This is a genomic window from Enhygromyxa salina, from assembly GCF_002994615.1.
Classification (GTDB): Bacteria; Myxococcota_A; Polyangia; order Nannocystales; family Nannocystaceae; genus Plesiocystis; species Plesiocystis salina_A.
Genome location: NZ_PVNK01000177.1, coordinates 19,739 through 44,540, shown reverse-complemented (window position 1 = coordinate 44,540; position 24,802 = coordinate 19,739). Strand labels below are relative to the sequence as shown.

The window sequence follows — 24,802 nt, the reverse complement described above, 5'->3', positions numbered from 1 at the left end:
CTGTCTCCTGTTGGTCTTCGCTGGGCTGTCGTTGTTGAGGGCGCGCGTCAGCGCCGGAACATCAGGTAGGTGTCGTCGCGGCGCAGCACGATGCTGCTGCCGATCGGGAGCTCGCCGGTCGGGACTGGCTGCCAGCCCGACGATTCCTTGAAGATTTCGATGCCCTCGGCCTCGACGACGAGGGTCGCGTTGCCGTGGCCGCGGGCCTCGATCCGCGCGTCGGCCGGGAGCTCGCGCAGGCTCGGGAGCGCGGCCTTGGGCCCGCCAAGGTGGACGGTCGCGGGCGTGTAGAAGCCGCGCTTGGTCGTGTCGAGCGAGCGAACCAGGCGCCAGTCTTCGTCGCCCTCGGTGAGCTTGGACAGGGCCTCGTGGCTCTCGGATCGGGCGAGGACCGCGGTCTCGGCGAACTTGGCCGGCGAGGTGAACCCCCGGATCAGCCAGATCGAGAAGCCGAGGCCGAAGGCGACGAGGGTCCACTTCAAGATGATCTTGCCGGGGCAGACCCAGAAGCTGGGCTTGGCCACGGTCACGGTCAGCGGGATGTCGAGGGCGGGCCCACCTGCGCGGTCGTGGACGAGGAGCGAGTAGGCGTAGCTGCCCGCGGCGCAGCAGTCGGTCGCGGTCAGCGAGATGCTGACCTCGGCCTCGCTGCCGGGCTCGCCGGTCAGGCGCAGCTCGCTCTGATCGAGGGCGAGCGCGAGGCCCTCGGGGAGGTCTTCGTCGCGGGCGACGAGCTCGAGCTCGACGGCGGCGTTGACCGGGCCCGGGAAGCGCAAGGTCGCGCTGGCCGACTCGCCACCGGTGACCTCGGCGGCCTGCGCTTCGATGAGCGCGTGGCGCAAGCTCGCGCGGATCGGCACCCGCCGCTCGCCGACCTTCTCGGCCGCGCCCGTGGCCTCGACGACGAGGTCGAGGGCGACCGGCAGCTGGCCCAGGGCGTCGGACACGAGCGGGCAGAAGCTCGACGCCGCGACCTCGACCTGGACCGTGAAGGGATCTTGAAGCCCGACGGTCGTCGGCTTGGGTACACAGCGCAGGCAGGGCAGCTCGCCGGCGAGCAGGTTGGCCTGCCCGGTGTCGCCAGCGATCTCGCAGCGGACCTCGGCCTCGCCGCCGTCGGGGAAGCTGCCCGAGAGCTCGAGCGTGACGACCGAGGGCAGCGCCTGCGGGAGGACCCCGAGCTCGAGCCCGTCGATCGGCTGGTCGGGCTGGTCGGTGCGCGCGACCGAGGTGATGCCGAAGGCGACGGCCTGGATGCCGCGCCGAGCCGTGACCGGGCTGGCGAGCGAGCCGCCGTGGGCCCGAAACCAGCGCTCGCTTCGGCCCTCGGGCATGACCCCGAGCTGGGCGTTGTGGGTCCCGTCTTGGTCGGGCTGCATGGCCGACGAGCGCTCGCAGGCCGCGTCCTCGCAGACCTCGAGCTCGAAGGCGAAGGAGTGGTTGGGGTGGATGGTCTCGCCGCGATCGCCGACCAGCCGGGCCCACGCGCACGCGGGCTGGCCCGAGCGCACGGCTTGCTCGCGGGTCCACGGCAGCGGCGGGCGCCCGTCGTCGCCCGGGCCCGGACCCGCCGTGCACGGACCGACCACGGCCTCGACGCGGAGGGCCCCGTAGCTGGGGATGACGAGGACCTCGACGCCCGCGTCGGGCGAGCGGACGGAGAAGGGCAGCTCGTGGGCGCCGCTGCGGGCGACCCGGAGGCTCCAGCCGTAGTCGCCGTGCTTGTAGGTGGGGCCGCCGGTCAGCGGATCCTCGCGCGAGCCCATGCTCGCGTCGGTGAACGCGAGGCTGATCGGCGCCTGGCCCTCGGTGCTCACGGCCAGCACGCGGACCTCGCGGGCGCCGGCGAAGCTGCGGTCGAGGCCGACCCGGCCGCCGCCGTCGTAGCGCAGCCCGCGGGAGAAGGACAGGACCTCGGCGAAGGCCTGCAGCAGCGAGCGCGAGTCGAAGGAGATGTTGGGATCGGTGGTCCAGCCCGTCGCGGTGGCGTAGGCGACCAGGGCTGGATCGACGCGCCCGCTGGTTTGCTTCTTGCTCAGCAGCGCGAAGCGAAAGCGCTGGTCGGCGTGGCTCTGGAGCCTGGCGAGCCACGACTGGGCCGGCTCGATCGCGCCGCTGCAGGCCCCGTCGGTCAGCATCAGCAGGGTCTGCGGGGCGCCAGCGGCGGCCACGGCCTCGAGCAGCTCGGCCGCGCGATCGAGGGCTTGCCTGCAGGGCGTGCCGCCTTGGTGGACGGCCATCTGATCGAAGGCGGCTCCCGCCAACGCGCGCTCACCCTCGCCGCCGTCGCGCTCGGCGAGCAGCTCGCGCGGCGACACGAAGCGCGGGCCGTTGACCCCGCCGTCGGCGAGTTCGTTGAGGCCGACGATCATGATCTGATCGGCGTCGCTCAGCGAAGCCGCGAGCGCGAGCGAGGCGAGCATCACGATCCGGTCGGGATCGCTGCTGTTCATGCTGCCCGAGTCGTCGACGACGACCAGGTACTGGCCCCAGGTCTCGGCTCGCGCCGGGCTCGGCCACGCCAGCGTGACGAGCGCGAAGCACGTCGCCACCAACCAGGCCAGACCGGTGACCCGAGCGAGGCGATCACTGAGAACAGAGGAGCTCACGGGCTGACGAGTTGCGGCGCGCAACTGGCGTGAGGTTCGGATGAATTTGTCAGCTGTGCAAGCGCTTCTCAGCCCGGTGGGTAGTCGTCGAAAGGCGAAAACCGATCCCATCTCAGCTGGGGGACAGCGCGTTGTCGACCGTGGTGTAGTCGTAGTCCGAGCTACGCTGGAACAGACGCATGCTCAGGAGGGCCTTGGCGCGGACCTGCGGGCGGGTCAGGGCGCGGAGGTCGTCGTCGAGATCGCGGCGGCGCTGCGCGTTCGTTCCTGTCTCGGATCGCCAGGCTGTGTAGCAGTCGGTGACGCAGCGGCGCAGCTTGGCCCAGGATCGGCGCTCGTCGACGCCGAGGGTGCCCGCGACCGCGAACAGGCTGGTGAAGTGGGCGTGAAACAGCGTGTGCTCGAGCTTGCCCCGGACCTCGTCGAGATCGTCGGTCACGATGAAGGAGCCGTCGGCGAAGCTCGGCTGCTCGATCGCGAGCGCGCGCAGGCGCGGCGCGTGGATCCGAATGCCGCCGAGATCCCGGACCCAGATCGCTCGCAGCCGGCCCTCGGCCACGCACGCGAGGGTGTTTTGGGTGTGGAGCTCGAGCGCGACGCCGTAGACCGACAGCAGTCGCAGCGCCGCCGGACACAGCTTGGCGATCCAGTCGTCGATCAGGGCCTCGACGCGCTCGCGTCGCCCGCCCGGGTAGCCGGCGCTGGCCCGGTCGAGGACGAGCTCCTCGGTCCCCGGCCAGCGCTCGCCGATCGCGGCGCAGACCCAGGCCTGCTCGCCCGTCCCGAGCTCGGGTACGACGCGGAGGATCGCCCCGAGCTCCGACGCGCGCGGGCCGACGCGCGCGGGCTCGAGCCCCGCCGCGGCCGGCTCGGGCAGCAGGTGCAGCTCGGCGGTCAGCGGATCGCGGCGCTGGATGGCGGCGATCAGCCGTGACACCTGCGGGCCGTTGTGAACGCTCATCGGTGAGACCACGCGCCGGGTCGAGGTCGTGTGCACGGGGCACGCGAGCTTGAGCTGACGGGTCGGCGCGAGCGCGAGCGTGCGCAGGCTCAGGAGCGAGCGGCAGGGCAGGGCGGGGGCCTGGCTGGGACGGATCGCGCCGCGCTCGATCAGGCCCGGGAACAGCCGGCGGAGGTTCGCGGGCGCGGCCGGGTGGATCGGGACGCGGACGAAGCCCGACGGCGCGGCCCCAAACCACCGCGCGGACTCGTCGCTCCACTCGCCCGCGACGCGCACGATCGCGGCGTCGACGTCGACGCAGCGGACCCGGTTGAACGCGAGCTGCTCGGGCGCGTGGCGCAAGACGGCGGCGCGCGAGAGGCCGAGGCGCGTGCGGGTCATGGGATGCCAGGGGTGGCCGTCGGTCACGAAGTGCTCGGGATCTCGGAGGCGAGGATCGTCCGCGTCGACTCCCCAGCGCGCGGGGTCGCGCGCGACGAGCGAGCGGAGCTCGTCGGCGACTCGGGCCTGGGCGAGGTTGACGATCGAGTCGAGGATCTCGACGCCGACCCGATCGCGGTTGCGTGGGTCCAGGCCTGCCCGGGCGCACACCTGCGCGACGGTGGCCAGGGGATCGTCGAGGCGCGGATCGAGCTCGAGCTCGAGCTCCGGCCAGTGAAGCTCGAAGGGGCCGCGGCGTCGCAGCGGCACCGTCAGCGCGCCGTCATCGAGCTCGATCTCGACTGTGTCCGCGCCGTAGCCCCCGTCGAGCAGCCGCTCCCGGACCCCCGCGAGCAGCACTCTCGCCGCGATCTCGTGGACCGCGGCCGGCCAGATCCTGGCACACAACTCCGAGAGCCAGGCCGCCGAGACGGGCGGCGTGATCTCGGCTGAAGCAAACAGCGGGCCGCGCCACACCAGCTCGACCCAGCGCAGCCAAGCCTGAGCCTGGCGCGCGAGCGCCATCGTCGTGGGTGTTCGGAGCGGGTCGCTTTGCCGGGTCAACTCGACGACGGTACTGCTGCGCCCGGGGGCCTGGCATCAGCGCTGTTTCCGCCCGCGAATTTGGCCTGTCTTGGGCCCGTGCCTGGACGAAGCCCTCGAGTCGGCCTACTTTGATCAGGATGGACGGTGCGCGCGAGGTCGCGTGGGCGGTGACGCGTGCGGGTTGTATGCGTAGGCAGATCGCCGACGACTTCGAGATGCTGGTCGGCGCGGTCGCGGGCGCGTGGAGCACCTCGTTTCCGCGCCGGCTGGGCTACACGACCCGGACCGAGGCTGTGTCCGACGAGAGCGTCAGGCTCCACGTCCGGCGCGGCGACTTCGAGGCCCACGTCGAGCTGTGTTGCGACGAGGATCGCCGGGGCGCTGCGCTGATTCGGGCGGTCGCCTCGGCGCGGTCCCGTCGGCTCAGCGCCGCGGAGGCGGCCGGTCAGCGCGTCATCCGGCGCACCCGCGCGATCGCAACTGGAGTCGGAGCCGCGCTCGGCGGCGGGTTTTGCTGGCTCGCGGCCGGGGTTCAGATGCCGATCGTGGGCGGGCTGATGCTCACGGTAATCACCACCTCCTTGCTCGTCGGCGGAGCCAACCTCGGGGGCCGCATGGGCGAGGCGATGGCGGAGCGCCGCCGGATCAGCGCCGAGCGTGCGATCCGCGAAGACATGAGCGTGCAAGCCGATATCCGCCGGTGGAACAGCGTCAATCGGCAGCTGAGGAGCCACCGTCGGGCCCTCGCGCGGGGCCTCGACGGGGCGCCATTTCGGCGCCCCGCGGTGGGCGCCTGACCGGCCTACTCAGGTCGGCGGCTTGCTGACCCGGCCCCGCTTGTTGTTGTTGCGGAGCGAGAACCCGACCAGGCACTTGGCCGAGCCCTGGCCGTTCTGGTAACGCGGGGCGATGTTGACCTCGCCATCCTGGCGGATCGACTCGACGAGGACCTGGATCATGTCGGCTGACAGCGTCCGGCTGCCGCAGGAGGTGCCGCCCCAGCGATACTCGACCGTCGACTTGCCGGCGGTGACGAACAGCCGGCCATGATACTTGACGTAGGCGTCCGCGGAGGGGCTCAGGACCTCTACCGTCTTGGCTTGACCTTCGCTGCCGGTCTTGTCGGCGGCGTGGGCAGTGGTGGGGATGGCAACGGCGATGGCGAGGAATGAGGCGAGAGCGAAAGAGCGACGAGCACGCATGGACTGTGGGTCTCCGGTGGTGAGTGAGGTGCGCGCCCCGATGGCGCGGCAGTGAGTGCGCTGACCGACGGATCAGTCGCGCACAGATTCAGCCGAGGCCAGTGCGCTGTCTCGGATGGGGCGGAACATACCCAAAGTCGGGTTCTCCGTCCCATCCTGCCCCATGCTTCACGGGGTGGGGGGCGCCCCGTCACCTGGCTTTGTGGCTTTTTTCCCAGCTCGCCCCGCGCTTGCTAGCCTGATCGCACATTGGTGCCCAGTGCCCCTCGGGCCAGGCACTCGAACGCGGGTTCGCTCGCCGAGGTACTGCATGCCGGTTCAGCAACGACGACTCTCACTCTCTGGGGCCAAGGCGGCGCTGGTCTGCCTCTCGCTCCCGCTGCTCGCCGCTGGCTGTGCCGCCAACCAAGCCGAGACCGAGGCCCCGGGCGTCGAGCAACGTGACTCGGAGGTCGCGCAGCTGCGGCGCGAAAATGCCGGCTTGCGCACGCGGGTTCAAAACCTCGAAGAGCGCGTGCGCCTGCTCGAGCACGGCGGCGCCGACTGGGGCGCCGCCAGCACCAGCCTCGGCGGATCCGGCTACGACAGCTACGCGGTCGACCCCGGCGACACCTGGGCCGAGCCCGAGCACGACGGCCCGCGCGAGCTTCCGGTCGTCAAGCTCACGCCTCACGAGCGCTCGATCGACCGCCACGGAGCGGTCGCCCAGCCGACCTCCGCCCCGCGCCCGAGCGGCTCGATCGCCCTGTCTCCGGTCCCCCACAGCGGCGCCCCCGAGCAGGTCGGCAGCCAGTATGTCGTCGACGCCCGCGGCGGCGTCGACCACGATGAGCTCGTCGATGAGGCGCCCGCGTACGCCGCCGCCGACGTCGGCGGCGAGCCGGCCAGCTATCGCCTCGTCGGCAGCAAGCTGGTCCAGGCGACCAAGCGCAAGTCCAGCACCAGCAAGCGCAGCAGCGATCGCGACTCGGGCGTGATCAAGGATTACAAGGCCGCGATGAGGATCTATCGCGAGGGCCGCTACGGCGACGCCGAGGCCGCGTTCGCGGCGATCGTCCGCGCCCACCCCAACCACGACTACGCCGACAACGCGCTCTACTGGCAGGGCGAGGCCGCCTACGATCAGGCTCACTACGCCGACGCGCTCGCGGCCTTCACCAAGGTCGTCGAGCAGTACGGCGGCGGCAACAAGGCCCCCGACGCGCTGCTCAAGATCGGACTGTGCTACGGGCGGCTCGGCGATGCTGCCAACGCCCGCGACGTCCTCACCCAGCTCGTCGCTGCCTATCCTCGGGCAGAGGCCAGCAAGATCGCCAAGCGCAAGCTCGCCGATCTCGGCGACTGAATCCACGGAGTCCCATGCGCCTCTCGCTTCGAACGAGTCTCCCCGGTCTGTTCTTGTTGTTCGCCGCTGTCGAGTTGTCGACGGCCGGGACCGCCGCCGCGAGCCCGCCGTCGAATGACGGCGGCGCCGGGGCCAGCGTCGGCATCGGCGGGTTCTCGCCGCCGCCCCAGGGCGAGTACGACCCGAGCACGACCTCCGATCCAGGCTTGCTCGATCGGCCGCGGGCCCAGGCGGCCGATCAGACCTACGGCCCGAGCGGTCAGGGCGATCAGCTCGGCTACGACATCATCGACGTCGGGCTCTACGCTGAAAACGGCTGGGAGCAGACCACGCCCGACTATCACATCGTCCAAGAGGGCGACACGCTGTCGGGGATCTGCGCCTACTACTACGGCGACATGTACCTGTGGCCGAAGGTCTGGTCCTACAACCCGCACATCACCAACGCGCACTGGATCTTCCCCGGTGATCGCATCCGCCTGACCGACCCCTACGACACCGTCACCGGCCCCGGCGGCGACGGCCTGAGCTTCGCCGAGACTTACGATCCCAGCCAACCCAGCAGTCAGACCTACCTGCTCGAGCGCTACGCGTTCATCGACGAGGAGGAGATCGACCAGGCCATGGAGATCACCGGCGGCGCCGAGGCGGCGATCATGATGGGCACGCTGGACACCGCCTACATCAGCTACAAGCCCGAGAACCCGCCGATCCCCGGCGAGCGCCTGAGCGTGTACCGCAAGAAGAAGGCGGTCTACGACATCAAGGTCAAGGGCAAGAAGCAAAAGCACAAGCAGGGCAAGCGGATCGGCTGGCTGGTCGAGGTCGTCGGTGAGGTCTACGTCCGCGACGTGGCCGAGAAGTCGGCCGAGGCCGAGGTCGTGGACGCCGTGCGTCCGGTCGAGCGCGGGCAACGGGTCGGCGAGCTCAAGACTCGCTTCGCGCGGGTCTCTCCCGCGACCAACGACGTCACGCTCAATGGCCTGGTCGTCGAGACGATCCGCGAGCAGACGATCAACGGCGAGACCCAGTTCGTGATCGTCAACCTCGGGGCCCAAGACGGGATTCGCCGGGGCAACACCCTCGAGGTCGTCCAAAAAGGCGACGCCTACACGCCCGACCATCGGCTCCACCAGCCCTACGACAAGGGCCACCCCCGGCGGGTCGTCGCGCAGCTGCTGGTCCTGCAGATCGAGGGCGACAGCGCGCTGACCGTGGTCACCGACTCGACCCGCGAGATCGTGACCGGGGACCACGTCGAGATCATCGCGGCCGGCGAAGAGGCCCCCGACTTCGACCCCTACGAGGCCAGCAAACGCAGCGAGCGGCGCGCCAGCGCTGACGGCTCGACCCGCAGCGGCGACGGCGAGGCTTCGGCCTCCGGCGAACTCGAGCTCGGGGGCTCGTAGGTTGTTTTAGACCCCCACAGGCGTTAGCGACTCTGCCACGCACGGCCGCAAGCGGCCGGTCGTTCGGTCGCTGCGCTCCCTCTCTCGGTGGGCTGGGGTGAGCTTCGCAGTCGCTTGCGTGGCCCCCTAGAAGGGGGCTGGCTGGTTTAGACCCCCACAGGCGTTAGCGACTCTGCCACGCACGGCCGCAAGCGGCCGGTCGTTCGGTCGCTGCGCTCCCTCTCTCGGTGGGCTGGGGTGAGCTTCGCAGTCGCTTGCGTGGCCCCCTGGAAGGGGGCTGGCTGGTTTAGACCCCCACAGGCGTTGGCGACTCTGCCACGCACGGCCGCAAGCGGCCGGTCGTTCGGTCGCTGCGCTCCCTCTCTCGGTGGGCTGGGGTGAGCTTCGCAGTCGCCTGCGTGGCCCCCTGGAAGGGGGCTGGATCCTTTAGACCCCCACGGGCGTCCGCACCTCGCCTGGAACGGACTTCGGGTGGGGGATTAGCAACGCTCGGCGAGGGGGCAGTCGAAGCGGTGCTCGGCCCACTCGATCAGGGGGGCCGAGCTCGGGCGGACGACGGTCTCGAAGTCCCAGCCGTCGATGCACACGACCTCGATGCCCTCTTTGCCGTCGACCGTCGCGCGCAGGATTCCGCGGCCGAGATCGACGCTGAGGCCCTCCAGCCGGCCTCGCTTGCGCCGAGCGACCTCGGCCACCAGGTCGGCCGCGAAGGCGACCACGGGCATGACCGCGCGCCCCTCGAGGTCGTGGCCCCGGCCGCTGGAGAAGTGCAGGCGAAGGTGGCCTCGCCGCACATGAAACTTGAAAGAGCTCAAGGCCACGCAATGACCATTACTCCTTGTGCGACCGATGACAAGCTCTGATTTAGCTTTGTTTTTGTGAGGGTCCAGTACCAGTGGATTTTTTGGTGAACTGGCGGAAAAAAGGCTCTGGCACCTCGTTTTCGCCGTATATCGATATGCGGACGAGGCATGGATCTGCCCCAAAAACGCCCCCGAAATGGTCTTTCGGACAGGGGGTTCCAGGCGTGCAGCGGGGCCGTTCTGGAACCGAATCGTGTACTTAAGACCACTTTACCGTCTGAGTGTATCGATTACAGGTGCAGCGTCATTGGAGCAGCTGTCCAATGGGACAGTTCGCGCTCGGATCGCATGGTCGGGATCGCGTCTGCCCGGGCTCGAGCGGCCGACCTTTCTCGCTGCGCGGCGTGACACGCGGACCTTCATCGCTCTAGGATGCTGGCGATGCCACCCAACTCGCTCGTGACTCTCGCGGCTTTGGCCCCTTCGATACCCGGTGTACCCATGGATGGCGGGGGGGTGTTCGGCTCGGTCGCCGCCGCCTTCGCTCTCCCCGTCGCCGCAGCGATCTACATCCTGCTGTTTTGGGGCAAGCGCTCATCGGGGGAGTGCTCGTGGCGCGAGGACGACCAGATCGGCCTGAAGGTGATCGTCGGTACACTGATCATGGTCGGCACCGCGCTGTTCGCTGGCGGGCTCCAGGGCTTGCTCCACCTGCTGCTGACCTTCAAGGAGTTCGTCCCGCGCATCAAGGCGGCGCTGCCCGACCTGCTCGTCGGTGCTGTCGTCGTTGGGGGGGCGATCATGTTCGCGGTGCCCAAGACCAACCATGAGCAGCAGCCCAAGGCGCTGCGCCTGACAGCCGGAGCGATCGCGCTCGTCGGCGCGGTTGCGACGGTCGTCGGCCTCGACTCTCTGCTCAAGACCGTGTTCCAGTGGCCGAGTTGGCACGCGGTGGCAGGCTCGTTCACCACGCTCCTGACGTCGGCCGTGGTGTTCGCTGGGGCGGGCTTCTTGTACGCCAAGATGGTCGGTGTCGAGGTCCCCGACATTCCGATGCCCGCGAACGCTCCGGCCCAGGTCCAAGCCCACGCGCAGCCCGCTCAGGCCCAGCCGCAGCAGGGCTACCAGCAGCCCGCCCAGGTCCAGCCGCAGCAGGGCTACCAGCAGCCCCAGCAAGGTGGTTATCAGCAACCGCAGCAGCCGCAGCAGCCGCAAGGTGGCGGCTACCCGCCGAGCGGTCAAAGCGGTGGCTCGGCGCCCCCGCGCCCCGGTGGCGGTGCGGCGCCGCCTCCCGGTGGTGGTGGCTATCCGCCCGGTGGTGGCCCCTACGGCCAATAGGCTGACTCAGACCACGACGCGCAGCCGCTTGCGGCCAAAATCGCCAGGCTGCGCGTCGAAGTGGCCAGCGAGCGGCGTCGCGCAGCGGGGACACGCGCCCGTGGCCGTCAGGCGATAGCGAAGCAGCGTGTACCAGTCGCGGACGATCAGTTGTTCGCCACAGCTCGCGCACGAGCTGGTGTCACCCGCGACGTCGTGGACGTTGCCCGTGTAGACGTGACGGATCCCGCTGGCCCTGGCGATCTCGCGGGCTCGACGAAGGGTCGCGGTCGGCGTGGGCGGGATGTCGAGCAGCTTGAAGTCGGGGTGGAAGGCCGAGAAGTGGAGCGGCACGTCGGGCCCGAGCCGCTCGACGATCCACTCGCACTGCGCGCGCAACTCGGTGTCGCTGTCGTTGTGCCCCGGGATGACCAGGGTCGTGATCTCGGTCCAGACCTCGGTCTCGTGGACCAGGTACTCGAGGGTCTCGAGCACGGCCGCGAGCCGCCCTCCCGTCAGCTTGCGATAGAAGTGATCCGAGAAGCCCTTGAGGTCGACGTTGGCCGCGTCGAGCTTGGCGTAGAATTCGGTCCGCGCCTGGGCGTGGATGTAGCCCGCCGTCACCGCCACCGTCTTCAGCCCGCGCTCGTGGCACGCGTCGGCGATGTCCATCGCGTACTCCGCGAAGATCGTCGGATCGTTGTAGGTGAACGCGACGCTCTTGCACTCGTGGCGCCGGGCCGCCCCGGCGATCGCCTCGGGCGACGCCGCCGTCGTCAGCGTGTCCATGTCGCGCGACTTCGAGATGTCCCAGTTCTGGCAGAACTTGCAGCTCAGGTTGCACCCCGCCGTCCCCAGCGAGAGCACGCTCGACCCCGGATAAAAATGGTTCAGCGGCTTCTTCTCGATCGGGTCGATGCACAGCCCCGAAGACCGGCCATAGGTCGTCAGAACCATCTCCCCCCCAACGTTTTGGCGCACGAAGCACAGCCCCCGCTGTCCGTCTCCAAGCGCACAGTCCCGAGGGCAAAGATCACAGACCACCCGCCCATCCTCCCGCCGATGCCAAAACCGCCCCCGATAGTGAGTCGTCACGTCTTTATCGTCTCCAAGACTCGGGCCTGCGGCCCGACAACCTCGCTGCGCCCGGCCCACCGAGAGCGGGAGCGAAGCGAGCGAGCGGCCGTGGGTGGCAGAGTCTCCAACACCCCGGAAAGGGCGATCAATGCCACCAGCCTTGAGCATTTTGCGCGAACCGGGTGCGCGGCTCCTCGAACTTGCGCACGCTGAAGCGCTCGAGCTTCAAGTCCGGGCTCCAAAAGCTCGCGCGCAGCCCGGCCTTGCGCTTGAGGCTGTCGAGGAACGCGCCGGGCTCGGGCAGCGACTCCCAGACCTGCGGGAGGAACACGCCACGCTTGCCCTTGCAGGTGAGCACCAGCCCGTCGACGTGGGGGCGCAGCTGCTGGCGGGCGTCGGCTTCGTTGGCGACCTCGAGCGGCGAGCGCAGCCCGAGGACCGAGACCGACACGCGCATGAGCTCGAGCTCGTCGGCCCGCAGCGCTCGCGTGCGCGGATCGTTGAACGCGGCCATGACCGCGTTGTGGCGGACATCCTCGCGCAGGCTCCGGCGGGCCTCGAGTGAGCCGATGCAGCCGTGGAGCTGCTCGGCCCGGTGGATGGTCACGAAGGTCGCGGCGTGCTCGTCGAGCCAGGCGCGGGGCGGGATCAGCATCTTGGTCGCGCCGAAGCGCTCGTCGACGGCCCCCCGCGCGATCGCGAGGATCAGCGCGGGGTCGATGTCGAGGGGGTCGGTCATGAGCGGCCCTCCCGGATCGCGAAGGCGCCGTAGCCCACGACCTGGTCCCGCGGTCCCGCGGTGTCGCCGGAGTTGCGCAGGTCGAGGAGCTCGACGGCGATCGCGTGACGTTGGCCGAGGGCGAGGAGGCCGTCGATGCAGCGCGCGCCGCAGGCCCGGCGGGGATCGAGCCCGGGACGGGTCGCCCCGACGATCGACTCGGCGGTCGCGCGGTCGAGCTGGGTGGCCTGGGCGTAGTCGTGGTAGTGCGAGAGGTCGCTGGAGATCACGATCGCGGTCTCGGGTCCGCCCCAACACAGCTCGAGGACCTCGGCGACTTGTTCGGGCGTCGCGTCACCGACGACGAGGGGGAGCAGGCGAAAGCGGGGCAAGATCGCCTGGAGAAAGGGGAGGTGGACCTCGAGGGAGTGCTCGCGCGCGTGGGCCTCGGCGCTGCGCTGAACCTGCGGGAGCTCGAGCACCCGCGCCGCGAGCCCGGCGTCGAGCTCGACCTCGCCGAGCGGCGTGGCGAAGGCGTCGGCCTTGGGCAGCGCGAGGCCGTCGAGGTAGACATGGTGCGCCGGCCCGAGCAGCACGACCCGCTCGATCTCCTGGGCGCGCGCGCGGAGGCTGGCGTAGGCCGTCGCGGCGATCGGGCCCGAGTAGGCGTAGCCCGCGTGCGGGGCGATCACGCCCTTGGCCGCGCTCGGACCGGGAGTGGCCCCGGCGAGCAAGCCGTCCACGGCTTCGCCGAGCTGCGCGGGCGAGGCAGGGTAGAAGCGGCCAGCACAAGCTGGCGCCCGGGTTCTTTGCTCCGGGGCGTGCTCGGACCCGTGGGTCCGGGAGACTTTAGGTGGAGCTCCCACTGGGGGTCGATCATGGCACGAAGGATTGGGCCAGGGTCATCGGCCACGCAGCAGATGCTGCGCCGGCTGCCTCTCGCGTCTCCTGACTCGGGGCTGCGCACCGACAACCTCGCTGCGCTCGGCCCCTGGGTCCTGGGAGACTGAGATCAGGCGGACCCTGGAGGGGGTGCGTAAAAAACGCGCACGCGCTTGGATTCCGGGCCAACCTGGACGCGATATTATGGTCTACTCGGCTGATGCGTCGAACTTGGTGGTTGCTCAGCGTGGCGACTTCGCTCGCCTGTTACCAGGGTGTTGGAGACTTCGGGGACAGTCTTGGGACCGAGACTGGGGTAGGGCTCTCGAACGGAGATCTCGGCGATGGAGATCCCGGGGACGGGGACTCGGGCGATGGCGATCCCGGCGATGGCGACCCTGGTGATGGCGACAGTGGCGATGGTGACGGGGACTCGGGGGACGGCGACGGGGACTCGGGCGATGGCGACAGTGGCGATGGCGACGGCGGTCCCGGAGATGGGGACTCGGGCGATGGCGACGGTGACTCGCAGTCGGTCTGCGAGCGCTGGAACAGTGACCGGGCCGACCTCTCGGAGGGCAACTGGAGCGGCTCCGTCAACGGCTGTAACGCGGGTGACATGGACGCGGCGTGGCGCGAGCGCAGCTTGAGGCAGATCAACCTCTATCGCTGGCTCGCCGATCTGCCGCCGGTCACGACCTCCGCCGACCGCAACGCCAAGGCCCAGGCCTGCGCGCTGATGATGGACGCCAACGACGCGCTGAGCCACTCCCCGCCGATGAACTGGACGTGTTGGAGCGCCGAGGGATCGCAGGGCGCGGGCAGCTCCAACATCGCCGGGACCGCGGCCGTGACCGCCGTGGATCTGTACATGGTCGACTACGGCAACGCCTCGACCATGGGCCATCGCCGCTGGATCCTGTCGAACTCTCTCGGGCCCACGGGCATCGGCTCGAGCGACACCTACTCGTGCATGTGGACGATCGGCGGCAACGGCAACGCGGGCAAGCAGTGGACCGCGTGGCCGCCCCCGGGCGAGTTCCCGGCCGAGGCGATCAACCCGCTGTGGTGGGGCGAGGGCCTCGACGAGACCGGCTGGACGATCCAAAGCGACGAGCTGAACCTCGGCGGCGCCGAGGTCAGCGTGACCGTCGACGGCCAGGATCGCCCGGTCTCGATCACGAACCTGAGCTCGGGCTACGGCAGCACCAGCGCGATCACCCTGATCCCGATGGGCTGGAGCGCCGAGGCCGGGACGACCTACCACGTCGAGGTCAGCGGGGCCGGAGCCCCGATCAGCTACGACGTCGAGATCGTCGACTGCTAGTCCAGGACGGGGTGGGTGGGCAGGTAGGCGCCGTTGCCGAGCAGGGCCTCGGCGATCTCGCGGAGCTGGACGTCGCCGTTCTTGCGGCCCTGCTCGACCGCGCGCAGCCGCCGACGGATGCGCCGGTTGGCGCGCTCGCAGAACACCGAGGCGAGCTGGGCCTCGTGCGTGGCGGCCTTGCGACCCTCTTCGAGCGCGCGGGTGGCCCGGGACACGACGGCGACCATCGCGTAGAGATCGATCGCGACGTCGGCGATCCGCTCGACGAGCAGCTGCTCGTCGATGATCGACTTGCCGTGGTGTCGGAGCAGGCGCTCGACGACCTGGCCGAAGGCGTCGGCCTTCTCCTCGATCAATACGGCGGGCCGCTTGAGCTTGGGGTGGGCGCGGTCGAGCTCCTCGGTGATGACCCGCTCGCGGACGCGCGAGACCAGCTCGGTCAGGAGCATGCTGTAGTTCTCGAGCGGATCCTTGAGCGCGCTGGCGAGCTCGCGCAGGTGCTTGCCCGGGGCCTGGATACCCGACAGCCCGATGAACAGGCGGAGGATCTCGTTGGTGCCCTCGAAGATCATGTTGATGCGGCTGTCGCGGACGAAGCGCTCGAACGCGTACTCGCGCGAGTAGCCGAGCCCGCCCATGATCTGGAGGCTCTCGTTGGCCACGCTCCACATCATCTCGGACGCGAACACCTTGGACATCGCGGCCTCGATCGCGTAGTCGCGCTCGCCCCGGTCGATCAGCCCGCAGGTCATGTAGGTCATCGACTCGGCCGCGTAGACGTTGAGGGCCATGGTCGCGAACTTCTTCTTGATCAGCCCGAACTCGCTGAGCTTCTTGTTGAACTGGGTCCGCTGGTTGGCGTAGCTCGCGGCGTCGCGGATCAGCCGCTTGGCGCCGCCGACACAGCCGGCCGCGAGCCCGAAGCGACCGTTGTTGAGGATCGTCATCGCGATCTTGAACCCGCCCCCGACCTCGCCGAGCACGTTGGCCTTGGGGATCTTGCAGCCGTCGAAGTGGATCGCCGTCGTGCTCGATCCCTTGAGCCCGAGCTTGTGCTCTTCGGGGCCGCTCTCGACCCCGCCGAGCTCGCGCTCGACGATGAAGGCGGTGATGCGATCCTTGACCTCGCCGTCGATCTCCACGGGCGTCTGGGCGAACACGGTCATGATGTCGGCGAACCCGCCGTTGGTGATCCAAAGCTTGCTGCCCTCGAGCACCCAGTGCTCGCCGTCGTCCGAGAGCGTCGCGCGGGTCCGAATGCTGGCGGCGTCGGAGCCCGAGCTCGGCTCGGTCAGGCAAAAGGCCGCGACCTTCTCACCGAGGGCGAGGTCGGGCAGGTAGCGCTGCTTTTGGTCGTCGGTGCCGAACAGCAAGATGCCCTTGAGGCCGATCGACTGGTGCGCGCCGATCGTGACCGCGATGCTCGCGCTGGTCGCCGCGATCCGCTCGAACAAGCGGGCGTAGCCGGTGTTGGACAGCCCGAGGCCGTCGTACTCGGTCGGGATGATCAGCCCGAACAGGCCCATCTGCTTGAGCTCGTCGATCAGCTCGGGATCGAGCAGCTTGTCGTGGTTGATGTCGGACTCGTCGATGCGCTCGCGCAAGAAGCGATCGAGAGGTCCGAGCAGCGAGCCGAGGGTCTCGCGCTCTTCGGCGCTGAGCTCGTCGGGGTAGGGGAAGACCTCGTCGTCCTCGACCGAGCCGAAGAACATCTGGCGAGCGAAGGACAGCTCGTTGTCTTCGGGCTTGCTCCCGGGCACTTTCTTGGGCTTGCGCGCTTCGTCCATGGCCGCGCGAGCGTAGCGCTTGTGCCCGGGCTCGGCGAGCCGGCCGTGTTACAAGCCGCCCCATGCACGTGCTGGTGATTAACTGCGGGAGCTCGTCGATCAAGGCCGAGGTCGTCAACACCGAGTCGGGGCGTCGCCACGGCGGGTTCGTGGTCGAGCGCGTCGGGGAGCGCGACGGGGCGGCGACGGCTCTGCGCTGGCGGGGTCCGTGGGCCGAGCGAGGCGAGGACCCGTACCCGCTCGAGGCCGGCGCTGGGGCCGATCATGGCGCCGCGCTCGCCGAGGTCCTGCCCGCGATCCGCGAGCGTCTCACGGCGGCGGAGCTGACCCTCGATGGCGTCGTTCATCGCGTGGTTCACGGCGGCGAGCACTTCGCCGACCCCGCGCGGATCGACGCCGAGGTCGAGGCCGCGATCGCAGCCTTGGCTCCGCTCGCGCCGCTGCACAACCCGGCCAACCTCGCGGGGATCCGGGCAGCCAAGCAGCTGTTGCCCGGGCTCGAGCACGTCGCGGTGTTCGACACGGCCTTCCACCAGACCCTGCCCCGACGCGCCCAGGCCTACGCGATCCCGCGCGAGCTCGCCGTCCGTCACGGCATTCGTCGCTACGGCTTTCACGGCCCCAGCCACGCCTACGTGGCCGCCCGCGCGGCCGAGCACCTCGGCGAGGACATCCGTGACCTGCGCCTGATCACCTGCCACCTCGGCAGCGGCTGCTCGGTCTGCGCCGTCGAGTATGGGCGCTCGGTCGAGACCAGCATGGGCATGACCCCGCTCGAGGGCCTGGCAATGGGCACGCGCAGCGGCGATCTCGATCCGGGCGTGATGCTCCACTTGCTGCGCAGCGGCGAGCTCGACGTCGACGGGCTCGACGAGCTGCTCAACGCACGCAGCGGGCTCGCGGGCCTCTCGGGTGTCGGCAACGACATGCGGGACATCGAGCGACGCGCAGCCGACGGCGACGAGGACTGCCGCCTCGCGATCCACGTGTTCGCCCACCGCCTGCGCAAGTACATCGGGGCCTACGCGGCGGTCATGGGCGGCGTCGACGGGATCGTGTTCACCGGCGGCATCGGCCAGCACAGCGCGCTGATCCGCCACCGCGCGTGCCAGCGCCTCGAGTACCTCGGCGCCCGCCTCGACGAAGATCGCAACCGCGACGCCTCGGTCGAGACGGGCGAGATCGCCGAGCTGAGCGCCGACCACAGCCGCGTGCGCCTGCTAGCGATCGCAACCGACGAGCAGCTCGAGATGGCTCGGGAGGCCGCGGCGCTGCTGGCCTCGCTCGACAAGGTCGGTCACCACGACGAGGACCGCGCGCGGCCGATCCCGATCGCTATCTCGGCCCGCCACGTCCACCTGACCCCGGAGGTCGTGGCCGCCCTGTTCGGCGAGGGCCACGAGCTGACCCTGCGCAAGCCGCTGTCGCAGCCGGGCCAGTTCGCGTGCGAGGAGACCGTCGATCTGATCGGACCCAAGCGCAGCATCGAGCGCGTGCGCGTGCTCGGGCCGGTTCGCCCGCGCTGCCAGGTCGAGATCAGCCGGACCGACGAGTTCCACCTCGGGATCGATGCGCCGGTCCGGGCCTCGGGCGACGTCGCCAACAGCCCGGGGATCACCCTGCGCGGGCCCAAGGGCGCGGTCCAGCTGCGCGAGGGGGTGATCTGCGCGTGGCGCCACATTCACATGACACCGGACGACGCGGCTCACTACGGGGTCGTCGATCGCGACGTCGTCGAGGTCGCCGTCAACTCGCCGACGACCGGGCGCGACCTGGTGTTCGGCGACGTGATGGTCCGCGTCTCGCCCAAATACGCGCTCGAGATGCATATTGACACCGATGAGGCCAACGCGGCCGACCTCAGCCCCCGGACCGAGGGCATGCTGGTCTTGACCGGCGGCGCCGCGCGGCTGACCAAGCGCAAGGTCGTGGCCAGCCGGCTCGTGTGAACCGGGCCAGACTCAGACCCGCGCGGTCGTCGAGCGGCAGCTGAGCACGGCCTCGGCCAGGCGATCTTCGAAGTTGTCACGATCTCCGCAGGCCTCGACCAGATCGCTGCCCGTGACCGCGTTGATGATGACCGCGACGCTCTGGACCGCGCGGCTGCGATAGAGGAACAGCAGCCCGTCGATCGCGGCGTTGTTGTGCTTGATCCACTCGGTCCACAGGTAGCGAAAGCGGGCGTCGTAGCTGGCCATGCCCTCGGCGTCGATGCCGAGGTAGACGTGGCCGAGCTCGGCGACGAGCTGGTCCATGCGCGGCATCATGGACTCGGCGAACTCGACGTAGGCGTGGCCCTCGACGTCGATGCGCACGACCGTCGCGCAGATCTGCGAGAGCCGCCCGCGCCCGGCGGCCGCCGCGACCCACAACCCGTCTCGGGTCTCACCAAGCTCGATGTTCGGGGCGATGTGGCTCATGGATTGGACGGGCACGGTGATGCTGGGGCCGGTGAGGGCGCGGCAACTGTACGTCGTTTGACTAGCTATGTGTACACCTTTTGATCTTTCGGACCATAAGGGACCTACAGGGGCAAAAGTGCGCAAGCTTCGCGGATCAGGAGGGCGACGAGAGGTGCCTGGTCGGCTACAGTCGCCCACCGATGAACGGCAGCAAGCAAGCCTCGATCTGTGCCCTCGCCGGCCTGCTCGTGCTCGGGTGCGGGGGCAAGGACGAGAAACCCGAGGACGCGCCCTCGGGCGAGCGGACCAAGGAGCCGACGCCCGAGACGCCGAAGGACGCGCCGAAGGGGCCCTTCGCCGCCTTCGACTTCGAGGCCGCCGAGGCCAGCTGGCAGGGCTCGTGGGTGCTCGAGGGCGAGGTCGCGGGCAAGCCGGTCGCGTGGATGATCGACGGCGCGCTGCTCGTCGAGTCCGACGGCGCCAAGGAGCGCAAGCTCGAATTCTCGCTCTACTCGCCCTGCCAGGTCGCCTACACCGACACCGAGGCCGGGGTCACGGTCTACAAGAGCTTCGTGTTCGTCCGCGACGCGCTCCACGCCGGGCTCGGCTCGGCCGGGACCGTGGCCGGGGACTCGGTGATCGCGTGCACGGGCGGCAAGACCTACGTGCTGACCGGCGACGAGTGCCTCGCGTGGTCCGAGATGTTCGACAACTGGAAGAGCGAGCCCGCGAACTGCGCGATCGAGGGCGAGGGGGACGCCCGCGCGTTCGTGATCGACGGCAAGACCAAGATCCCCTTCGTCGACGACATGTCCCTCGCGACCGCGCAGCTCCAGGGCAAGGTCGCGGTCAAGCACGCCAACTTCGAGGCGGCGAAGGCCGCGCTAGCGAGCACGGGTGACCCTGCGCCCTGACCAAGACGCTGGCGCCGAGCTGGCCGCGAGCAGCGAGGCCGCGGATCCCCGCGAGCGCGCCCGCGCGCTCTATCGCGAGCGCGCCCGCGAACGCGAGCTGGTGGTGGCCTCGCTCGAGCGCCAGGACGCGCGCCTGTCCCGGGCGCGCGTGGCCTGCTTTGTCGCGTTCTTGATCCTGGTCGTCGCCGGCTGGCAGCTGTCGCTGCCGTGGCTGACGCTGGGCATCCCGGTCGCGGCCTTCGTGATCTTGCTCGTGATCCACGAGCGCGTGCTCGAGCGGCGCGACGCCGCCCGCCGGGCGCTGGCCCACTACCGCGAGGGGCTCGACCGCTGCGCCGATCGCTGGGCTGGCAAGGGCGCGACGACCACGGACCACGCCGACCCCGACCACCCCTACTGGGCTGACCTCGATCTGTTTGGCGAGGGCTCGGTCTTCGATCTCGTGTGTCGCGCGCGGACCCGCGCAGGCGAGGAGCAGCTCGCGCGCTGGCTGACGATCCACGCCACGCAGCGGGTCGAGCCCGGGCAGATCCGCGCCCGCCAGCGCTCGGTCCGGGCGCTGATCGACGCGGTCGATCTGCGTGAGGATCTGGCGGTGCTCGGCGCGGCGGCGCGGGTCGAGGTCCGGCCCGAGGTCCTGATCGACTGGGGCCGCGCGCCGCCGCTGTTCTCGACCAAGACCCGGCGCTGGCTGCCGATCGCCGCCCTCGTGTTGCCGGCCCTCGCCGTCGCGGGCGTCGTCGCGTGGGCCATGGGCCTGGGCGTGTGGGCGCTCCTGGTCGTGCTCGGGATCGAGGCCTGGGTCTACCGCTCGCTCGGGGACACCCTGGCTCGGGTCGCGGGCCCGGCCGATCGCAACAGCCACGAGCTCGGGGTCCTCGCCGCGGTCCTCGCCCGAGTCGAGCGCGAGCGCTTCGAAGATCCTCGCCTCGTCGAGCTGCGCGACGCGCTGCGGACCGATGATCTGGGGGCAGGGGACGCTGTCGCGGGGCTTCGGCGTCTGGCTGGCTGGTACGAGGCTCAGCGCAACGGGCTGTTCGCGCCGATCGCCCTGGTCTTGATGTGGGGGCCGAACTTCGCCCTCGCGATCGAGCGCTGGCGGCGGCGTCACGGGCCGCAGATCGTGGCCTGGATCGCGGCGCTCGGCGAGATCGAGGCGCTGTCGTCCCTCGCCAGCCACGCGTTCGAGAACCCCGACGACGTGTTCCCCGAGATCCTCGATGACGCCGAGGCCGACGACCCCGAGCAGGGCCAGGCGATCCTCGAGGGCTGTGATCTCGGCCACCCGCTGCTGCCTCGGGCCACCTGCGTGCGCAACGATCTGCGCCTGTGCCCCCCGGTCCGCGCCCACGTGATCAGCGGCTCGAACATGTCGGGCAAGAGCACCTTTTTGCGCACGGTCGGCACCAACGTGGTCCTGGCCCTGGCCGGGGCGCCCGTGCGCGCGAGCTCCCTGCGCCTGACGCCGGTCCGGATCGGGGCCACGCTGCGCGTCCAGGACTCGCTGCGCGAGGGCGCGTCGCGCTTTTGGGCGGAGCTCACGCGCCTGCGCACGGTCAGCGAGCTCGCCGACGCCGCGCCGACCCTGTTCCTGCTCGACGAGATCTTCCACGGGACCAACTCCCACGACCGGCGGATCGGCGCCGAGGCGCTCCTGCGCAGCTTGCTCGAGCGCGGCGCGATCGGCCTGCTCACGACCCACGACCTCGCGCTCGCAAAGGCCGCCGAGGCCCTGGCCCCGGCCGCGACCAACGTCCATTTCCAGGACGATCTGCGCGACGGCGAGCTGCACTTCGACTACCGCATGCGCGAGGGGGTCGTGCGCAAGTCGAACGCGCTGGCCTTGATGCGCTCGGTCGGGCTGGACGTATGAGATAAGCGGGGCGTGAGCGACGAGTACCCGGCCCGGCTCTACGCCGCCGTCCACGACGGCAACCCCGGCGATGTCGAGTTCTACCGCCGACGCTGCGCCGGGGCCCGCTCGATCGTCGAGCTCGGCTGCGGCGACGCCCGGGTCCTCGCGGCGCTGGCCGAGCCCGGCCGCTCGCTGGTCGGCGTCGATCTCGATCCAGGCCAGCTCGCCCTCGCCGCGGCCCGCCCGGTCGCGCAGGGCGAGATCGAGCTGGTCGAGGGCGACATGCGTACGGTCGAGCTCGGACGTCGCTTCGAGCGGGTCATCATCCCCCACGGTGGGCTCTACTGCCTGCTCGACGAGGCCGCGCTCGCGGCCGCCCTGGCCCGGGCCGCCGCGCTGCTGACCGACGACGGCCTCCTGATCCTCGACGCGTGGGCGGCCGACGGCTTCCACGCGGAGGCCGATCCCGACGACCAGGATCCGAGCTGGATCGAGCGGGTCAAGACCGTGGACATCGACGGCGAGGCCTGGGAGGTGCTCGAGCGCAGCGCCTGGGACAAGCCGCGCCAGCGGATCGATGCGACCTATCTCCACGTCCGCGTGGGCAGCGAGGACGGTGTCGAGGGCACGCTACGCCAGCGCTACGTGCTCGCGAAGCAATTGCGCCGAGGCCTGAGCGAGGCCGGGCTCGAGCTCGTCGAGCTCGCGGGCGACTTCGATGGGACGGCGTATGGCGCCGAATCTGAGCTCATGGTCGCAATCGCCCGTCGCGGATCCCAGGCCTAAATCAAGCTTCCCGGTCGGGGCCCCGAGCGCGCTAAACTTGGCCGATGTCCGGTTTGATCGCACCTCAGTCCTTGCTCGCGCTCTTTGTCCTCGGCTCGATGGCCACGCTCGGCTGCAACGGCGGCGGGTCTGGAGATGGTGACGACGAGGAGAGCGAAGAGGGCGCCTTCGACGAGGGCACCGGGCTCGGCGAGGGGGACTGCGCGGACATCTGCGGGACCCCGGCGTGCGGGACCTGCCCGAGCGCGACCATGGTCGACGGCGGCGGCTTTCAGATCGACGCGACCGAGGTCGACAACGGCCAGTACGCGCTGATGCTCGAGGTCGAGTTCGACGTCGAGATCTTGCCCCCCGGCTGCGAGTGGAAGAGTGACTTCGAGCCCGAGGAGTGGGCTGACGATCTCGATCCCACGCTGCCGGTCGTCGGCGTCGACTGGTGCGACGCGATGGTCTTTTGCGCGTGGTCGGGCAAGGAGCTGTGCGGCGCGGTCACGGGCGGCGCGTCGGACTGGGACAACGCCGAGGACGCCGAGGGCGACACCTGGTATCGAGCGTGCTCGAGCGCGGGCGCGCAGGGCTACCCCTACGGGCCCGACTACGAAGCCGCCGCGTGCAATGGTGAGGACTCCGGGCAAGACGCGCTCCTCGCTGGCGGCTCGCTCTCGACCTGCGAGGGCGGGGCTCCGGGTTTGTTCGACATGAGCGGAAACGTCTGGGAGTGGACCAACTCGTGCGAGAGCGCGACCGGGGACGGCGCGACCGAGTGCAGGCGACGCGGGGGATCGCGCTACAGCGACGGCGACAACATGCGCTGCGCCGCCAACAGTCGCCGGGTCCGCGGCGAACGCGATAACGCGCTCGGGTTTCGTTGCTGCGGCTGAAGGGTCCACTCCGACCCGGACATGGATGTGGAGGATCGCCTGCCAGGTGGCGGGCGGTGCCGCGATTGATCGTCCGCCCACCGTCTGTCCACCGTCCGTCTACCGTCCGTCCACCGTCCGTCTACCGTCGGCGTATCATGGCACTCACAACACACAATTCTGTAACCATTAGCTGAGCGAAAGGCCTGCGACAAATGGACATACTCGCCCTTCAGATTGTGAGTTGGCGCAATGAACACTGAAGTATCCTACAGTATGCGCTGCGGTTCCCCCTGGGCTATGACATACAGGAAATTCAGCCTGCGACCCGTTTTTTGGCACCCACGCGAGGGCAGAGCGTTTTTTCCGCGCCTTCGCCCACGTCGGTCGCAGGCTAAATCTACTCGATTTTTCACTTTTAACGTTTCGCACTAGCTCGAACACTGGGATAATTCAGCATGCAATCGGTTCATCGTTCTGGTTTGATTTTGGTTCTTGGCGCGGCGTTCGCGATGTCAGCCTGCTCCGACGACCTGCAAGAGGCCGAAGCTGGCGCGGATAGTTCGGGCACGGCGACCGAGACCGCTGGCGATGGTGACGGAGACGGCGAGTCGGGGACGGCCGATCAGGGCGACGGAGACGGTGACCCCGGCGACGGCGACGGCGACGGCGACGGCGACACGGGCGACGGCGACGGCGACACGGGCGACGGCGACGGCGACACGGGCGACGGCGACGGCGACACGGGCGACGGCGACGGCGACACGGGCGACGGCGACGGTGACACCGGAGACGGAGATGGAGACATGGGCGACGGCGATGGAGACACGGGCGACGGTGTCTGCGAGGCCGGCTGCGGCACGCCCAACTGCGGCGACTGCCCGGACGGTCCGATCGGCGTCGACGTCGGCAGCTACGCGATCGACGCGACCGAGATCACCAACGCGCAGTACGGGCAGTTCCTCGACGTCGAGTTCTCGGAGGCGTACCTGGAGGTGCTGATGCCACCGTCGTGCGACTGGAAGTCCGACTTCACGCCCGATGACTGGCCCTTCGATCCCGAAGCCAACCTGCCCGTCGTCGGCGTCGACTGGTGTGACGCGACGGCCTTCTGCGCGTGGACAGGCAAGAGCCTGTGCGGCGAGGTTGGCGGTGGTCCGGACGACCTGCAGGACTTGCAGACACCAAACAACCAGTGGTTCCGGGCGTGCACCCAAGGTCTGATCAAGAATTACCCCTACGGACTGATCTACGACGACACCTCGTGCAACACAATTGACGCGGGCTTCGGTGAACTGACCGAGGTCGGGACCCTCCCGGACTGCGAGGGGGGCTACCCCGGCGTGTTCGACATGAGTGGAAACGTCTGGGAGTGGACCAACGCCTGCGACGACGACGACATGCTGCCGGCTAACGAGCAAAACTGCCGCCGCCGCGGAGGCTCTTACTTCAGCGACGGCCCGACCTCTCGCTGCAGCATCGACAGCGTGCGAGCTCGGGATTACCGCAACAACAACCACGGGTTCCGTTGTTGCGAGACGCTCTGACGCCCAGGACTCCTCCCCAGACAGCCACGAAAGTA

Annotated in this window: 20 protein-coding genes; 11 read left to right on the top strand and 9 right to left on the bottom strand. The window is 69.7% G+C overall.

What is annotated here, in order from left to right; translation table 11 throughout:
• Positions 1-47 precede the first annotated feature (47 nt).
• Both ENSA5_RS20630 and ENSA5_RS20625 read right to left on the bottom strand, forming a co-directional pair.
• On the bottom strand, positions 48-2,609 hold the full coding sequence (locus ENSA5_RS20630) for a COG1470 family protein (protein ID WP_146155923.1): 2,562 nt from the start codon (positions 2,607-2,609) through the stop codon (positions 48-50).
• A 112-nt stretch (positions 2,610-2,721) separates the two neighbouring features.
• The gene (locus ENSA5_RS20625; RefSeq protein WP_181197989.1) at positions 2,722-4,554 is read right to left on the bottom strand and encodes an IucA/IucC family protein; all 1,833 of its coding nucleotides are present in this window, start codon (positions 4,552-4,554) and stop codon (positions 2,722-2,724) included.
• A 167-nt stretch (positions 4,555-4,721) separates the two neighbouring features.
• On the opposite strand from ENSA5_RS20625, the gene ENSA5_RS20620 reads away from it, so the two are divergent.
• A complete protein-coding gene (locus ENSA5_RS20620; RefSeq protein WP_146155922.1) occupies positions 4,722-5,333 on the top strand; it encodes a hypothetical protein in 612 nt (203 codons plus the stop codon).
• 9 nt (positions 5,334-5,342) lie between these two features.
• On the opposite strand, the gene ENSA5_RS20615 is transcribed toward ENSA5_RS20620, so the two are convergent.
• Complete coding sequence (locus ENSA5_RS20615) at positions 5,343-5,738, bottom strand: hypothetical protein (protein ID WP_106393388.1); 396 nt, start codon at positions 5,736-5,738, stop codon at positions 5,343-5,345.
• A gap of 310 nt (positions 5,739-6,048) precedes the next feature.
• Here ENSA5_RS20615 and ybgF point away from each other — a divergent pair, with 310 nt between their 5' ends.
• Both ybgF and ENSA5_RS20605 read left to right on the top strand, forming a co-directional pair.
• Entirely contained in the window at positions 6,049-7,083 is a 1,035-nt protein-coding gene (gene ybgF / locus ENSA5_RS20610; RefSeq protein WP_146155921.1) for a tol-pal system protein YbgF, read from the top strand.
• A 14-nt stretch (positions 7,084-7,097) separates the two neighbouring features.
• On the top strand, positions 7,098-8,492 hold the full coding sequence (locus tag ENSA5_RS20605; protein WP_106393386.1) for a LysM peptidoglycan-binding domain-containing protein: 1,395 nt from the start codon (positions 7,098-7,100) through the stop codon (positions 8,490-8,492).
• A gap of 479 nt (positions 8,493-8,971) precedes the next feature.
• On the opposite strand, the gene ENSA5_RS20600 is transcribed toward ENSA5_RS20605, so the two are convergent.
• On the bottom strand, positions 8,972-9,313 hold the full coding sequence (locus tag ENSA5_RS20600) for a hypothetical protein (protein ID WP_146155920.1): 342 nt from the start codon (positions 9,311-9,313) through the stop codon (positions 8,972-8,974).
• A 483-nt stretch (positions 9,314-9,796) separates the two neighbouring features.
• Between ENSA5_RS20600 and ENSA5_RS37980 the strand changes: the two genes are divergently transcribed.
• Positions 9,797-10,633, top strand: a complete 837-nt coding sequence (locus tag ENSA5_RS37980; RefSeq protein ID WP_181197988.1) for a hypothetical protein — start codon at positions 9,797-9,799, stop codon at positions 10,631-10,633.
• 6 nt (positions 10,634-10,639) lie between these two features.
• Here ENSA5_RS37980 and amrS read toward each other — a convergent pair whose 3' ends face one another.
• From amrS to amrB, 3 genes are all read right to left on the bottom strand, one after another.
• Complete coding sequence (gene amrS, locus ENSA5_RS20590; protein ID WP_258182941.1) at positions 10,640-11,707, bottom strand: AmmeMemoRadiSam system radical SAM enzyme; 1,068 nt, start codon at positions 11,705-11,707, stop codon at positions 10,640-10,642.
• Positions 11,708-11,834: 127 nt separating this feature from the next.
• Positions 11,835-12,428: an AmmeMemoRadiSam system protein A gene (gene amrA / locus ENSA5_RS20585; protein WP_106393383.1), complete on the bottom strand. Its 594-nt coding sequence runs from the start codon at positions 12,426-12,428 to the stop codon at positions 11,835-11,837.
• The gene (gene amrB, locus ENSA5_RS20580; RefSeq protein ID WP_106393382.1) at positions 12,425-13,273 is read right to left on the bottom strand and encodes an AmmeMemoRadiSam system protein B; all 849 of its coding nucleotides are present in this window, start codon (positions 13,271-13,273) and stop codon (positions 12,425-12,427) included. Before amrB ends, amrA begins: the two co-directional genes overlap by 4 nt.
• Before the next feature lie 236 nt (positions 13,274-13,509).
• Between amrB and ENSA5_RS37975 the strand changes: the two genes are divergently transcribed.
• Positions 13,510-14,616, top strand: coding sequence for a CAP domain-containing protein (locus tag ENSA5_RS37975; protein WP_181197987.1), 1,107 nt, complete (start codon positions 13,510-13,512; stop codon positions 14,614-14,616).
• On the opposite strand, the gene ENSA5_RS20565 is transcribed toward ENSA5_RS37975, so the two are convergent.
• Positions 14,613-16,403 (bottom strand): acyl-CoA dehydrogenase family protein, encoded by a 1,791-nt coding sequence (locus tag ENSA5_RS20565; protein ID WP_106393380.1) that lies wholly within the window; start codon positions 16,401-16,403, stop codon positions 14,613-14,615. The two genes, ENSA5_RS37975 and ENSA5_RS20565, sit on opposite strands and share 4 nt — an antisense overlap.
• Before the next feature lie 62 nt (positions 16,404-16,465).
• Here ENSA5_RS20565 and ENSA5_RS20560 point away from each other — a divergent pair, with 62 nt between their 5' ends.
• Entirely contained in the window at positions 16,466-18,352 is a 1,887-nt protein-coding gene (locus tag ENSA5_RS20560; protein ID WP_106393379.1) for an acetate/propionate family kinase, read from the top strand.
• 12 nt (positions 18,353-18,364) lie between these two features.
• Here the strand turns inward: ENSA5_RS20560 and ENSA5_RS20555 are convergent, their stop codons facing one another.
• Positions 18,365-18,823 (bottom strand): hypothetical protein, encoded by a 459-nt coding sequence (locus ENSA5_RS20555; protein ID WP_146155919.1) that lies wholly within the window; start codon positions 18,821-18,823, stop codon positions 18,365-18,367.
• A gap of 182 nt (positions 18,824-19,005) precedes the next feature.
• On the opposite strand from ENSA5_RS20555, the gene ENSA5_RS20550 reads away from it, so the two are divergent.
• The 5 genes from ENSA5_RS20550 to ENSA5_RS20530 all read left to right on the top strand — a co-directional run bounded on the left by ENSA5_RS20550 (position 19,006) and on the right by ENSA5_RS20530 (position 24,767).
• Entirely contained in the window at positions 19,006-19,719 is a 714-nt protein-coding gene (locus ENSA5_RS20550; protein ID WP_106393377.1) for a hypothetical protein, read from the top strand.
• Positions 19,703-21,592, top strand: a complete 1,890-nt coding sequence (locus tag ENSA5_RS20545; protein ID WP_258182940.1) for a MutS-related protein — start codon at positions 19,703-19,705, stop codon at positions 21,590-21,592. Before ENSA5_RS20550 ends, ENSA5_RS20545 begins: the two co-directional genes overlap by 17 nt.
• Positions 21,593-21,604: 12 nt before the next feature.
• Positions 21,605-22,360: a class I SAM-dependent methyltransferase gene (locus ENSA5_RS20540; protein ID WP_106393376.1), complete on the top strand. Its 756-nt coding sequence runs from the start codon at positions 21,605-21,607 to the stop codon at positions 22,358-22,360.
• 44 nt (positions 22,361-22,404) lie between these two features.
• Positions 22,405-23,241, top strand: coding sequence for a formylglycine-generating enzyme family protein (locus ENSA5_RS20535; protein WP_106393375.1), 837 nt, complete (start codon positions 22,405-22,407; stop codon positions 23,239-23,241).
• Between the two features lie 491 nt (positions 23,242-23,732).
• Complete coding sequence (locus tag ENSA5_RS20530) at positions 23,733-24,767, top strand: formylglycine-generating enzyme family protein (protein ID WP_258182939.1); 1,035 nt, start codon at positions 23,733-23,735, stop codon at positions 24,765-24,767.
• Positions 24,768-24,802 lie beyond the last annotated feature (35 nt).